General features: G+C 46.1%; 14 protein-coding genes. 10 read left to right on the top strand and 4 right to left on the bottom strand.

What is annotated here, in order from left to right:
• Positions 1 to 677: 677 nt before the first annotated feature.
• Both RMO84_RS19185 and RMO84_RS19180 read right to left on the bottom strand, forming a co-directional pair.
• Positions 678 to 932 carry a hypothetical protein gene (locus RMO84_RS19185; protein WP_310490037.1) on the bottom strand — a complete coding sequence of 85 codons (255 nt, stop codon included), beginning with the start codon at positions 930 to 932 and terminating at the stop codon, positions 678 to 680.
• 144 nt (positions 933 to 1,076) lie between these two features.
• Positions 1,077 to 1,355 (bottom strand): hypothetical protein, encoded by a 279-nt coding sequence (locus tag RMO84_RS19180; RefSeq protein WP_310490036.1) that lies wholly within the window; start codon positions 1,353 to 1,355, stop codon positions 1,077 to 1,079.
• Positions 1,356 to 1,448: 93 nt separating this feature from the next.
• Here RMO84_RS19180 and RMO84_RS19175 point away from each other — a divergent pair, with 93 nt between their 5' ends.
• Positions 1,449 to 2,075 carry a DsbA family protein gene (locus RMO84_RS19175; RefSeq protein WP_310490035.1) on the top strand — a complete coding sequence of 209 codons (627 nt, stop codon included), beginning with the start codon at positions 1,449 to 1,451 and terminating at the stop codon, positions 2,073 to 2,075.
• Positions 2,076 to 2,181: 106 nt separating this feature from the next.
• On the opposite strand, the gene RMO84_RS19170 is transcribed toward RMO84_RS19175, so the two are convergent.
• Entirely contained in the window at positions 2,182 to 3,663 is a 1,482-nt protein-coding gene (locus RMO84_RS19170; RefSeq protein ID WP_396135902.1) for an amidase, read from the bottom strand.
• A gap of 104 nt (positions 3,664 to 3,767) precedes the next feature.
• Between RMO84_RS19170 and RMO84_RS19165 the strand changes: the two genes are divergently transcribed.
• The 9 genes from RMO84_RS19165 (at position 3,768) to RMO84_RS19125 (ending at position 13,147) form a co-directional block, all read left to right on the top strand.
• A complete protein-coding gene (locus RMO84_RS19165; protein WP_310490033.1) occupies positions 3,768 to 4,379 on the top strand; it encodes a WHG domain-containing protein in 612 nt (203 codons plus the stop codon).
• Positions 4,380 to 4,566: 187 nt separating this feature from the next.
• Positions 4,567 to 6,399 carry an NAD(P)H-quinone oxidoreductase subunit F gene (locus tag RMO84_RS19160; protein ID WP_310490032.1) on the top strand — a complete coding sequence of 611 codons (1,833 nt, stop codon included), beginning with the start codon at positions 4,567 to 4,569 and terminating at the stop codon, positions 6,397 to 6,399.
• Between the two features lie 100 nt (positions 6,400 to 6,499).
• On the top strand, positions 6,500 to 7,210 hold the full coding sequence (locus RMO84_RS19155) for a carbonic anhydrase (protein ID WP_310490031.1): 711 nt from the start codon (positions 6,500 to 6,502) through the stop codon (positions 7,208 to 7,210).
• A 140-nt stretch (positions 7,211 to 7,350) separates the two neighbouring features.
• The gene (locus RMO84_RS19150) at positions 7,351 to 8,916 is read left to right on the top strand and encodes an NADH-quinone oxidoreductase subunit M (RefSeq protein ID WP_310490030.1); all 1,566 of its coding nucleotides are present in this window, start codon (positions 7,351 to 7,353) and stop codon (positions 8,914 to 8,916) included.
• 145 nt (positions 8,917 to 9,061) lie between these two features.
• Positions 9,062 to 10,360, top strand: a complete 1,299-nt coding sequence (locus RMO84_RS19145; protein ID WP_310490029.1) for a CO2 hydration protein — start codon at positions 9,062 to 9,064, stop codon at positions 10,358 to 10,360.
• Between the two features lie 83 nt (positions 10,361 to 10,443).
• Positions 10,444 to 10,944 (top strand): GNAT family N-acetyltransferase, encoded by a 501-nt coding sequence (locus tag RMO84_RS19140; RefSeq protein WP_310490028.1) that lies wholly within the window; start codon positions 10,444 to 10,446, stop codon positions 10,942 to 10,944.
• Positions 10,945 to 10,996: 52 nt separating this feature from the next.
• Positions 10,997 to 11,401 (top strand): fasciclin domain-containing protein, encoded by a 405-nt coding sequence (locus RMO84_RS19135; protein ID WP_310490027.1) that lies wholly within the window; start codon positions 10,997 to 10,999, stop codon positions 11,399 to 11,401.
• Between the two features lie 43 nt (positions 11,402 to 11,444).
• Positions 11,445 to 12,047 (top strand): DedA family protein, encoded by a 603-nt coding sequence (locus RMO84_RS19130; protein WP_310490026.1) that lies wholly within the window; start codon positions 11,445 to 11,447, stop codon positions 12,045 to 12,047.
• Positions 12,048 to 12,112: 65 nt separating this feature from the next.
• Positions 12,113 to 13,147, top strand: coding sequence for an FAD-dependent oxidoreductase (locus RMO84_RS19125; protein WP_310490025.1), 1,035 nt, complete (start codon positions 12,113 to 12,115; stop codon positions 13,145 to 13,147).
• Positions 13,148 to 13,636: 489 nt separating this feature from the next.
• Here RMO84_RS19125 and RMO84_RS19120 read toward each other — a convergent pair.
• Positions 13,637 to 13,953: hypothetical protein (locus RMO84_RS19120; protein ID WP_310490024.1), on the bottom strand; the 317-nt coding region annotated here is incomplete at its 5' end.

Here is a 13,953-nt window from a genome sequence, read left to right as displayed (position 1 = left end):
ACCAGAGGTGAGTGCTGCCTTGAGTTCGCCCAAGTCTTCAGCGAGGTCGTTGCCTTGAAGCTGTTGCTGCCAGCCTTCGATGACGGCGACTGCTTGCTCTGGAGGAATAGATGTTAGACCCTGTTTGAGAGCCGCAATTGTAGTGTCAAGATCGACTTGAGCCATAAAACTTTCCTGTATTTTGGGTAGATGTAATTGTTCAAATTGTTGGCGATTAAAACCTCCCACCAGATTTATTGTTCCTGAGATATGGCCGAAAGTCGTCTTTCTTTAGACGTATATAAATAGGTAGACTAGCAAATCGCTAGACACCACACTGCGGTGATTTCCCTTGGGCTTGGCGATTGGCTCGATCGATCTATTCGCCGATTTAGTTTAAATTTGAATCGATCGCCAATATTACCCATTAATTTAACTCGATGGTTAAATTTGAGCGGTTTTCTATAGGAAAGGCGATGCTAAGAGGATGTCTGAAAAGTCTGACCTGTGAAGCGCAAACCCTAGAATATCCCCCTAAATCCCCCTTAAAAAGGGGGACTTCCGCATCCGGTTCCCCCTTTTTCAAGGGGGGTTAGGGGGGATCTACCCACTGCAAACGAAGCAATTATACTTTTCAGACATCCTCTAAAGACGATCGAGTATTCAAGCAGACATTAATAACTAGATTTCCGGACTATTTATAGCTCGGTAGCACTATCGGGTGCGACGATTTCACCCTTGGGCGGAGCTGGGATTTGAACTTTTTTTGTCAAATCTTGAAAGCCATGAAGTTCGATCCCCATTTTGTGGGCAGCCGATTGTAATTCGCGCTCGAACGTAACAATATCGCTACTGTAGCCACACCGATCGGCTGCGGCTTTAATGCCTTGATTGACATTTGCTGTAGCACAATCGATTAATTCGGAACCGTGAAGAGGTGTGGGAGATGCCATCAGATTAAGCCTCTAAAATATTCTAGATTGGTAACGATCGGCGCGAGCAAAGATCCACTAATTTCAGTTGGACGATCGTCTTTTAGTTAACCTAACACCGATCGCCAAGCGACTTCAACGTGCCAAAAATTCTTCCTCACAAATTTATCGCTCGCCAGATTGCAACGCCGCGATTCCCGCCCCGCACAAAGCCACACCGCGATTTTCGGCGCGCAGAGCTTTGAGGACGCGCAACATTGGGTACGTCCCAAATTCGGCAAGCATAAAATCATCAGTCAGATCGGCACATGCCGCCTGACACCAACGATCGAAAGTGCCGCGCGGTTGGTAGATACGGTCTTCGGCATCGAGGGTTAATAGCTGCGGGAATCGATCGGGTACGACTCCAACCGTCCGCCATGCTGACTGGCGGCAGTTCGCCAACGCGATCGAGCGGTAAAATAATCGGTAGAGAAATAAGTCATCGAGTAATTATGACGGGGTGTGCGATCTACAAGCTGCGATCTAATTTTGATTATGAACGAGATGGTAACTATTGATTTCTACTACTCGATCGGCAGTCGTTATTCTTATCTAGCAGCGACGCAGATCGATGCGCTTCAACAAGTAACTGGCACTCAGGTTGAATGGCAGCCAATCAATAGCGTCAGGCTAATGGCACAGCGCGAAAATAGTCCGTTTGCTGGCAAACCTATTTCCGGACAATATGAATGGGCTTATCGCGAATTAGATGCCCAAAGGTGGGCTAAACTCTACGGAGTTCCTTATCTCGAACCGCGTGGACGCGTAGAGTTTGACTCGGATTTGCTCGCTCGATCTTGTACCGCAGCCAAGCGTCTGGGCAAAGTAGCAGCATATAGTCGGTTACTTTTCGCTGCCATGTTTCAGGAATCAATAGCGAAAATTGACGAGCATAAATGCATAGCTGTGGCGGAAGCCTGTGGCATTAATAGTAGCGATTTTCAGTTAGCATTGAATTCACCAGAAACAGCCGATCGGCTCAATGCAACTATTAATAAGGCTCATCAAGCAGGTGTCTTTGGCGTACCGACATTTATTGCTTTGAACGAACTATTTTGGGGTAACGATCGGATCGTTTTATTAAGCCATTATTTGCAGACTAAACTCCATTCAGATGGATAAAAAATGAATAATTAACGAGCATTGCTGGACGTAAGTATGATTCACCATAATGAGATCGATTGAATTTGAGGTAGGGGCAATTCATACTTCAAGCCAGCAACGCCAATTAACTAAACATTGGGGGATGTTGAAGATCGCCAACTACCCGATCGATCTCTGTGGCGATCGATAGTAACTCCATTTCTCGCCACCGTTTGCCGACGATTTGCAGCCCAATCGGCAATCCTGCCTGAGTTCGATCGATCGGAATTACCACCGCTGGATGTCCGCTCAAATTAAATGGCACCAGATAAATCCCATTAGCTGTAGCATGAGGGTAGGCTCTACCATCAATGTCGATCGCGCTCCAAGCCGGACGATGCGTAAATGCTGTAGTTGCTGCTACCGGACAAATCCAGATATCCCAAGGCTCTAAATCTGCATCCATCTGTGCGATAAACCTGTCGCGCTCTGTCAAAGCCTGAAAATATCCCTGCAAACTAGGATTCAACATTGTCGTTAGAAAACGACTGTAGTTGCCCAGGGGACGCAGTTGTTTATCGCCTTGAGTAGCTGTTCGCCATAATAATTCGGCACTATGCCGCAGAGTGTAAGGATCGATCGGTTGAGCGTAGCGATTCACATAAGCAGCCATTCGTCCATATAGTTCAAAAATTTCTGATAGATTGAAGTTCGGGGGTAGCCATCGATCGATCTTGGCACCCGCAGCCGTTAACTTATCCGCACTCGCTACCATCGCCGATTTTATCTCTGCCGCAACGGGGACTTCTGCCCATTCATCACTCCAGGCAATTTTGAGATCGGTTAAGGATTTACCAGATGGTGTATCCAGGGGGATTGGTGGGACATCGGGACGACGCGGATCGGCACCAGCAATAATTTCAAAACAGAGCTGGAGATCGGCGATCGATCGAGCCAAACAACCTACCGTCATCATTTGGCGCAAGCAAATTGGCATTCCTGGCACTTCCGGAATGGCTCCCGCTGTCGAAATCCGGCGATCGGTTGGCTTCAACCCATATACCCCACAAAAATGCGCGGGTTGCCGGATCGAACCACCAAAATCATTCCCTAAATCTAACGGGGAAAGTCCCGCTGCCACAGCCGCCGCACTCCCCCCAGAACTACCACCTGGCGTACACTCCAAGTTCCAAGGATTATTGACACGCGGAAACAGGGAATTGGTACTCTGATAGTCGCCACCTAATTCGGCCATATTGCTTTTACCCAATACGATCGCCCCTGCCGTTTTCAACCTCGCCACGATCGTGGCATCTTGTGAGGGAATATAATCTTTCAGCGGCACATAACCCGCTGTAGTTCGCAGATTTGCTGTTTCAAAGATATCTTTGACTGTGATGGGCACCCCATGCAATCTGCCCCAATTTTCGCCTCTATCTAAGGCTAAATCTGCCTCCTGTGCTCTACTTCGAGCATTTTTGGCATCTAGAGTACAAATTGCATTTAGCTGGGCGTTATGGTGAGAAATCTGGGCAAGGTAGGCTTCAACCACTTCTAGAGACGACACTTGGCGATCGCGAATCATCCGAGCAAGTTGATGAGCAGGAGCAAATGTCAGGTTAGTTATCAGCAAAGTCCATTACTTCTTGGTAAAGTTAACTATATTCACTTTTAGTTAATTATATTAACTTAATTCTGCGATCTGTCAATTCTCAATTCTCAATTAAAAAAATGGGTCGTCCGCTCAAAGCAAATTCGCTCACCCCGCAGGCTGTGGTTGCAGCTGCGATCGATTGTCTCGATCGTGAAGGGGAATCGGCACTGGGAGTAAATCGGGTAGCTAAGGAACTCGGAATTAAGCCGCCAGCAATTTACAAGCATTTAGATGGCAATACCGGCTTGCGTCGCGCGGTGGCTTTGCAAATCTGGCGCGATTATTTAGCCGATTGTGAGAGTGCAACTACTGGCATCCCAGACCGCCAGCAATTATTTGTCGCGGGTGCTACAGCTACCCGTAACTTTGCCAAAACTTATCCAGCTCGCTATACGGTGATGATGCAATACCAACTGCGTCCCACCGATCCGGTAGAATTAGTTATCATCCAGCACTCGCTGAGACTGTTTCAACGATCGCTGCAACTGGCTCAATTGAGTCAAAATGCGTTAGTAGACGCGATGCGGATGGTAAATGCGGCGGTCTATGGCTTTATCGTGCGAGAACAATCGGAGTTAATGACGATCGACCGCGCTCCCGATGCCAGCTTTGAAGTGATGTTAGCCGCACTGCTAGTGGCGATCGATTATATTAAACAACAGCAGATTGCTAGCGATCGCCTAGACTAAACGCAAACGGCTAAATCTCTCAATTCAAGACAGCGATGATAACGGCTATCCATAGAATTGATTAGCAAAACTTAGCGTTAATATCGATGAAAACTCTATGTTAGATCTATCTTTTCTGGAAGTTTTCGATTACGCTCTTGTATAGAGAGACATGAGGCATGGTTCGTTAACTTATAGAGAAAAATCTATGCATGAGATAGTTATTCAAACAGCATGGCTAATTCCTTGCTACCCACTAGTCGGAGCCATCTTGGCACTACCTTGGTCGATTGGTTGGTCGGGAGAATTAGGCACTAGGCCAGCAGGTTATATCAATATTTTGATGGCGGGGATCGCCTTCGTTCATGCGTTAGTCGCTTTAGTAATTGGTTGGGAGTTACCCGCTCAAGAAATTAGTTATAGCTGGCTGCATACCAGTACCCTCGATATTAATTTCCCGATCGAGATTTCGACGATTACGTTGACAGCGGTAAGTGTCGTCGCCGCGATCAATTTTGTCTCTCAAATCTACTCAGTGGGTTATCTAGAGATGGATTGGGGGTGGGCGAGATTCTTCTCGCTGATGAATTGTTTCGGGGCGGGAATTTGCGGTTTGGTGCTATCAAATTCGCTATTTTTTACCTACGTGTTTCTGGAATTACTAACTCTGGCGACTTACTTATTAGTCGGCTTTTGGTTTGCCCAATCGCTAGTAATTACGGGCGCGCGAGATGCCTTTTGGACAAAGCGGGTCGGCGATATTATCCTCTTGATGGGTGTAATTGCAATTTATCCGATCGCCGGAACTTGGAACTTTACTGAATTGGCAGTCTGGGCACAAACGGCACAATTAGACCCGACCGTAGCCTTATTACTGGGTTTATCCCTCAGCGCGGGGCCATTGGGTAAATGCGCTCAGATTCCCTTCCAGCTATGGCTGGATGAAGCGATGGAAGCACCAATTCCAGCGACGGTATTGCGGAATGCGGTAGTTGTCGGTGCGGGGGCGTTTGTATTAATTAAACTTTCGCCAGTGATTTCGCTATCGCCGATTTTATTAAATGTTCTAGTGATTTTAGGCGTATCGACAGCGATTTGTTGCTCGTTAATTGCGATCGCTCAGATCGATATGAAACGGGTGCTTTCCTATACTTTGAGTGCTTATATCGGTTTGGTATTCATTGCGATCGGTACCCAGAATTTAGACTCGGCTAGATTTATTCTGTTCAACGAATCATTCGGGATGTCGTTGTTATACATGGGGATTGGGGCGATTATTTGGACGAATATCACTCAAGATTTGACTCAATTAGGTGGCCTGTGGTCGCGTCGTCCGTTTACAGGTGCGGCACTATTAGTCGCGATCGCATCGTTTATTGCGTTGCCGCCGCTGGGTGGATTTTGGGGCTTTTTACAATTGATCGACGGTTTATGGTTGGAGCAACCTTGGCTAGTTGGTGTAATTTTAATTGTGAATACGCTGACGGCTTTTAGTTTGACAAGATTATTCTGTCTGATTTTCTTGGGTAAGGTTAAACCGATGACCGAACGATCGACCGAACCATTTTGGTTGATTAGTTTGCCTGTAATTACCACTGCGGTGTTTATCTGTCATTTACCGATTATTTTACGCAATCTGAATCTGTTACCGATTTGGGGTGAACTGGATAATATGTTTGCGCCGCTATTGGTGTGGTCGAGTATTTCGGGAATTGCAATTAGTAGTGTAATTTATACAGTCGATAGTATTCCGAAACCTGTGAAGTTGCCATTGCCTGCGCTGCAAGACTTCTTTGCTAACGACTTTTATGTCCAGCGATTTTATCAACTGACGATCGTGTTATTGGTGGCTACTAGCGCGCGGGTAACTAATTGGTTCGATCGCTATGTGGTGGATGGGTTAGTTAACGTTATTGGCTTGGGGACATTATTTGGCGGACAAACTCTCAAATATACAACATCCGGTCAATCTCAGTTTTATGTTTTGGTGGCGTTCACGGGCATTATCCTAGTCGGCCTAATGATGGGGTTATTTGTCTAGGAGTGAATAGTCAATTAAGTTTTCAGCATCATCATTTGCTGGAATTGTTACGCGTTTCAATTTTCATCTGGTTCACAAATTTAATTAAAATATCGATACCATGAAAGGAAAAGTAATTAGCTACATCTCTCGTCGTAATTTGTTTAAGTTCGGTGCTACTGCGGTGGGTACTGGGTTAATTACTAGTAAATTGGGTACGGATTTATTAGATCCTCCAGTCGCAAACGCTAAACAAAATTTAACACCAGATCTAGCTATTACCGAATTGTTGGAAGGTAATAAAAGATTTTCCGGTCAAAAAACCAAACAACCCAATCGGGGTACTTTTAGGTTAAGAGAAGTTGCTATCGGTCAAAAACCATTTGCCGCAATTTTAGGTTGCGCTGACTCTCGCGTACCGGCTGAGATTGTCTTCGACCAAGGATTAGGCGATCTATTTGTAGTTCGAGTAGCTGGAAATGTAGCTAGCTCTGAAGAAATTGGTAGTTTAGAATTTGGCACAGTCGTATTGGGAACCAAAGTGATTTTGGTGCTAGGACATCAAAAGTGCGGTGCAGTTCAGGCGGCAATCGATAATAAACCCGTCCCCGGTCAAATTGGCAGTATTCTCAAGCACATCAAACCTTTAAAGGTTGCTAGTACTAGTCAAACAGGCGATCTGTTGAAGGCAACCACGATCGCTAATGTCAAAAATCAGATCGCGACCCTCAAAACTTCACCCGTTCTAATGGATTTAGTTAATAGCGGCAAGCTCAAAATTATCGGTGGTTTCTATAGTCTAGACACTGGTATCATCACGCAAGTTGCCTAAACAAATTTATAACTAATTTAGATAAGGCGGGTACGCGCGATCGCTAAATAGCCGTCTTATCTAACTAATAATTAATTGTGGTACGAGCTTAATAAAAAATTTACTTTAGCTACGCATATAAAGACGGAGGATACAAAGGGATGTTGAGTGCTATTGTTTGGTTGCCAGTTTTGGGGGCGATTTTAATTGGGATCTTACCTGGGTTTAGTCGGTCGATCGCATTGGTAACTGCTGGTGTAACGCTGGTGGTATCGATCGCGATCGCGGCAATGTTTAATTATCAAGATACGGGTTTACAATTTGTCGAGCATTTAACCTGGATCGAGCCATTAGGATTGGATTATCAATTAGGTATCGATGGTTTATCGTTACCGCTGGTGATTCTGAACGTGTTGCTAGTGTTATTGTCAGTCCAAGCAACTAGTAAAACTATCGAACGCGATCGATTATTTTATGCATTGTTGCTGCTAGTGAGTACGGCGATTACTGGCGCATTTCTAGCTCAGAATTTACTCCTATTCTTCTTGTTCTACGAACTAGAATTGATTCCCCTCTATTTACTGATCGCCATTTGGGGTGGTGAAAAACGCGGTTATGCAGCCACTAAGTTTTTAATTTATCAAGCTTTGTCGGGGATAATTTTACTCGCGGGCTTCTTGAGTTGGGCGTGGTTTACAAAGACGGGTGATTTTAATTATCAGTCCTTGGCTGCGACTCATTTACCAGCTAATCTTCAGCTCTTATTCTTGAGTGTTATTGTGCTGGGTTTTGGGATCAAAATGCCGTTGGTGCCTTTCCATACCTGGCTGCCCGATGCCTATGTCGAAGCATCGACACCTGTTTCGATGCTGCTCGGTGGGATTGTCTCGAAGCTCGGTACTTATGGCTTAATTCGGTTTGGGCTGGGTTTATTTCCCGATGCCTGGGTAATTGTTGCACCCTGGTTGGCGACAATTGCGGTTGTTACCGCTGTCTATGGTAGTACGATCGCGATCGCTCAAACCGATATCAAGAAAACGATCGCCTATAGTTCTGTCGCCCACTTGAGCTATGTATTACTCGCCACCGCTGCTGGCAATCCGTTGAGTCTATTAGGTGCTGTCTATCAAATGGTCGCTCACGGTTTGATTCTCGCCCTATTATTCAACCTTGTCGGCATTATTGAAGCCAAAACTGGCTCGCGCGATCTCGACAAGATTCACGGTTTGCTCAATCCCAAACGCGGCTTACCATTCGTTGGTGCCGTGATGATTCTGACGATGATGGCAAGTGCCGGAATTCCAGGGATGGTAGGATTCATCGGTGAATTTCTCTCCTTTCAGGGCAGTTACATTGCCTTCCCCGTCGCGACACTGATCTGTTTAGCAAGTACGGGTTTAACTTCTGTCTATTTCATCATTATTATCAACCGGACGTTATTTGGGAAACTAGCTGAAGATCTCACCTACTTACCCAAAGTCGCCAGCTACGAACGCATTCCCGCGATCGTGCTGACGGTATTAATTATCCTCTTTGGCGTACAACCAAACATTCTCATCTCCCATACTCAGATTAGCACCGACGCGATCGTCGCCACCCTCCCTCACCCCGCTACCCAAACAGCTCTTGTAGAAAATCCCCTCCCAGGAGCGGAAAGTGCGATCTTGGGGTTTCCCCAAGTCGAGCACCTTTTCAAGACAGGGGTGCCCGAAGGGCGGGGTGGGTAGATCTCCGCAGCAACTCTAATCGCTTATAGCTACTAGTGAGGAGGGCGGGTTTGAATGAATCTCCAGTGCAAAAGAAATCGATGGCATCAACCCGCCCCTACGAATCTAAAAATATATCTGAATTAATCCAAAATCCAAAATTGCCATGACAGCAACCACAGCTCCCGCACCCACTCAACTCCCTCCATCCACCCACCAATTCGCCGACGTCATCCATCGCCTCGAAGCTGGCGGCGCAATGCTCCCCGACACCCCCGAAAACCTGATGCAAATCATCGGTTTGTACAAAGCCTACGCCGTCCCCATGGACTTCTACTGGCGCGACTTGCTGTACATCGCCGAACGCGTCTTCCTCAACCCCTTACCCGCCTTTAAATACTTCCTCCCCCAGGAATATCTCGACTTGCCGAACCATTATGCTGGCGACACCGCCGACTTACGGATCTGGCAAAAAGGCGCGGCTTCCGCTCATCCCGAACTGCTGGAATTTATGGACAACGGGCGCAGCACCAAAATGCCCAAACTCTTCCATCACTTATTGCACGATCGAATTAACATGGAGTTTGCCGAAGCCTGTATGCAAGCCATGTACTGGCATCGGGGCATGGGTGGCAGGTTCGATCCGTACTTGGATACCGAAGAATATAAACAAAATGCCGATCGAGCCATTAAAGCATATTTCAAGGGCAATCCGGCGATGCTGGCAACTTACAAACTCTTCCCCGATATGTTTATCGAACAGGTACGGGTGATGTCCTATTACTCCAACTTAGGACTGTTTTGGGAAGTAATGGCTCCAGTCTTCTTTGAGATGAGCGATCTATATGATGAAGGGAAAATTGCCTCCGTCCCTGATGCGATGAATTTCCTCGTCAATGGCATTTTTGCCGTCGCTGGCAGACCGATTTATCATCATGTGTATATCAATGGGGAAATGTTTGAAATCATCCCCAAATCTTGCGGATTTACCTGGTTATATGAGGCAGCTTTGCCCTATGTCGAAGCCGTATTCTACCGCACGGCACCATTTCGCGGGACAAAATCTTATAACGCTCAAGCCGAACAAGTACCTGCCGAGCAAGCGGATTTCCACTACGGAATTCTCTATGCCGATGTCAATCCCGTCGGAAGTGCTGGCATTCCACCAACACTATTGATGGATGATATGTATCATTTTCTGCCTCAATATTTGCTCGATTACTACCAGCAACACTGTCGGGGCAAAGATGATATGTTGGTACAATTGGGCGTGAGCTTTCAGCGATCGATGTATTGTGTGACTTCGGCAGTAATTCAAGCTCTACGCGGTGCTTTGCTCTATCCTTTAGACGATTCTAATCCCAAACATCTAGAGAAAAACCGTCAATTCTTTGAAGCGCAGATTGACAGATTTAAGCGTCCTGAAGCACGGTTGAGTGATATTCAAAATCAGGAATATCGCTAATTTACAGCGGAGGTTAGATCGATATCTGTTAATGCCGATCGACTGAATCGATCTAAAATATATCGAATTACCTTCGATCTTTGATGATGTTAGAACAACCCTCGATCGAGATTATCACAGCAGATTTAACCATTCCCCATCATGCTCGTGCGGTAATTACCCTCATGGATGAATACGCGCGCGATCCGATGGGTGGTGGAAACGGACTCTCCGATCATACCAAGGCCAATTTGATTGCCGAACTAGCCAAACGTCAAGCCGCACATGCGATTTTGGCTTTTGTCGAAGATCGACCCGCAGGATTGGTTATTTGCTTGGAAGGATTTTCAACATTTGCTTGTCAACCATTGTTGAATATTCATGATGTCATTATTTCTTTAGTATATCGAGGTCGAGGTTTATCGAAACTGCTATTGCAAAAAGTCGAGCAAATCGCGATCGAGCGAGGTTGTTGTAAACTCACCCTCGAAGTTCTAGAGCATAATTATGTCGCTCAAAAAGCATATAAATCGGCAGGATTCAATGGTTTTGAGCTAAATCCCGAAATGGGTAAAGCTTTGTTTTGGGAGAAGAAATTGGGGTGATTAATCTTTTCAGTCTGACCGCAAATAAAATCTTTAATTTAGAATAAAGAACATGCCTAATATTGTAGAAATCGCGGTTAGTAACGACAACTTCAAAACTCTCGTCGCTGCCGTCCAAGCAGCCGGATTAGTCGAAGCCCTCCAATCTCCAGGGCCATTTACAGTATTTGCCCCCGTCGATGCAGCCTTTGCAGCATTACCACCCGGTACCGTGCAAACCCTCGTCCAAAATCCGCCCCAACTCGCCCGCATCCTCAAATTCCATGTAGTTGCGGGAAAATTTACGCGCTCGGATTTAGCTGGTGTCCATTCACTCGACTCCCTCGAAGGTTCGCCGATCTTTATCGATTGCTACAAGGATACTTTTGAAGTCAAAAATGCGACGGTCATTGCCGCCGATATCGAAGCTGATAATGGAATTATTCACGTTATCGATCGCGTGATCTTAATGGGCTAAAGGCGATATATTTAGAGTAGATATTTGTGGAGTTCGACACTGAATGGCAGAATGGGTAATTAGCTTAATGAGTAGCTTGGGCTATTGGGGAATTGGATTGCTAATGTTTTTAGAAAATCTGTTTCCACCAATTCCCTCCGAGCTAATTATGCCATTGGCAGGGTTTACAGTCGCCCAAGGCAAGATGAATTTTGGCATCGCTGTTGTTGCTGGTACCATTGGCACGATGGCTGGCACCTATGCGTGGTATTACCTGGGGCGATTGGTGAATTATCAGCGGCTTCAGATTTGGACAGAGCGATATGGTAAGTGGATTCGCGTCACCGCCCAAGATATCGATCGAGTCAATGATTGGTTTAACAAATACGGCTCAAAAGCAGTATTTTTTGGTCGCATGGTACCAGGAATTCGGACACTAATTTCTTTACCTGCGGGGATGAATCAGATGCCATTTGTGACTTTTACAATTTATTCAACCCTCGGCACGGCAATCTGGACTTTAGCTTTAACTACTGCGGGATTTTTATTGGGTGACAACTATACCTCGATCGAGCAATATTTAGCACCGATTTCTAAGTTAGTTTTGTTTGGATTAATCGGCTTAATTGGATATTTTATCTTCAAAAAAATGCGATCTAGTCATTAGCTAAATTATTAGCAGGATAATTTAGGAGATAATATCCAATATCTCCTTGCAACTGTCTCCCCATTATGACTAATCCTCTCGAAATTGCGATCGTCGGTGCTGGGATGGCCGGAATTGTCTGCGCCAGAGAACTCCAAGCTGCTGGACAACAAGGGATCGCCATTTTTGAAAAATCTAGAGGCGTCGGCGGTAGATTGACGACAAGACGCATGTTCGATACTTGTGTCGATCGTGGGACTTGTTATATATCCCCAAAGGGGGCAGAATTTCAATCGTTATTCGATCGACTCATCGCGGCAAATATCGTTGAGATCTGGACGGATACAACACATACATTGACTGCGGCTGGCGAGATACTGGCAGATCCAGATCTTTATCCTCGCTACGTCACACCCAACGGCATGAATCAAATTGCCAAGTATCTCGCGACAGATCTCGATCTTCGCTGCGGGCAACGGGCGATTTCGATTGTGCCCGATGGCAACCTGTGGCGACTGAAGCTCGAAGGCACCGAATCAGCCGAAATCCTTACCCGTCAAGTAATTCTCGCCATCCCCGCACCCCAAGCCGTGGATTTACTCGCACCCTTAGCAGACATTTTGCCTGGGGAGTTTTTGGCAGCTTTAAAAGCGGTAGATTTTTATCCTTCGATCGCTATTGCCGCAGGCTATACACCGATTCAGTTAGCCGAATGGGAAACAGCCTATCCCCAAGTAAAAGCCGTAACTTGCACCGACGATCCGATCTTGGCTTGGCTGGGCGTCGATAGCAGCAAACGGCACCAACCCGCCCCACCCGCATTTGTGCTCCAGAGTACGGCTAAATTCGCCGCTAAGTACCCCCATCCTGAAGATACGGCAGCCGCTAGCCTCGCGATGTTAGAACGGGCTAGCGATCGATTTTTGCCCTGGTTCCGCGAATCTCAATGGCAACAACCCCACCTCTGGCGATATGCTTTCCCCAAATCCCCGCGTGTGGATGATTTTCTCTCGATCGATCTACCCGCACCTTTGTTCTGTACTGGTGATTGGTGTCGCGGGCGCAAAGTAGAAGATGCTTATCTTGCAGGGTTGGCGGTTGCCAATGCGATTCGGGGTTAGTAATCGATCGATAAAGATTGTATAACCCATTTGAGATCTTTGTCTGAAAAGATCCCAAATGGGTTCTATCAACTGAATAATTCTATAGCAGTCCTATCTAATTTGTAAGAAGATCGTAGGGTGTGTTGTCTTGTCTTGACGCGCTGTCTTGTCTAGCTAAACCCTCGGCAAAGCCGAGGAGCGCGAGCCGCTTAACTTGGAGGAAACCTCCAAAGCGCGCGTCGCTGACGCACACAACCTGGAGGAAGCGATGCAATGTGGGCGGATGTCCCGCCTATACAATTGCATCAGCGGCGCATCGAACGGGAGGTTCCCTCCCGTTTGTGTGTGTCAAGACAAGACAACCTCCAGGTCGATGCGTCGCTACCTCGATAGCGTAACGCACCGAAGAATAAATCTCACGAATCATCTAGGATTGCTATAATATCCATCTGCCGGTGAGATTAGAAATCTGTAGCCGTTAAGACTTTGCTGAAGATAAAACTTAATCTAGTTCATGTCAGATCTTTGTATCTGTGAACTAGTTAAGTTAAAACGTCTTTGGATTAGTGACAAACGACGACTCATCTCCTCTCTCTTCAACCCAATTTTGCAAATGAACTCTAGATTTTGTTGAGAAGAGAGGCCAGTATAAAACGATGAATATGAACAAAGACGTTCGATCTGCTCTAATGCCGACACAAACACCCACATACCAGTATTTTTGTTGGGAGAAATAGTGTCAAATTCACTATTAGAAACTAAAAAAGGTTCAGTAATATCTGCATGCTGTTGTTTAGTTATAATTTGATATAGTTGGTAGAGAG

The sequence above is a fragment of the Chamaesiphon sp. VAR_69_metabat_338 genome (assembly GCF_031423935.1).
In the GTDB taxonomy this organism is placed as follows: domain Bacteria; phylum Cyanobacteriota; class Cyanobacteriia; order Cyanobacteriales; family Chamaesiphonaceae; genus Chamaesiphon.
Note: the sequence above shows the minus strand (reverse complement) of the source record. Positions and strands in the feature narration are given on the sequence as shown.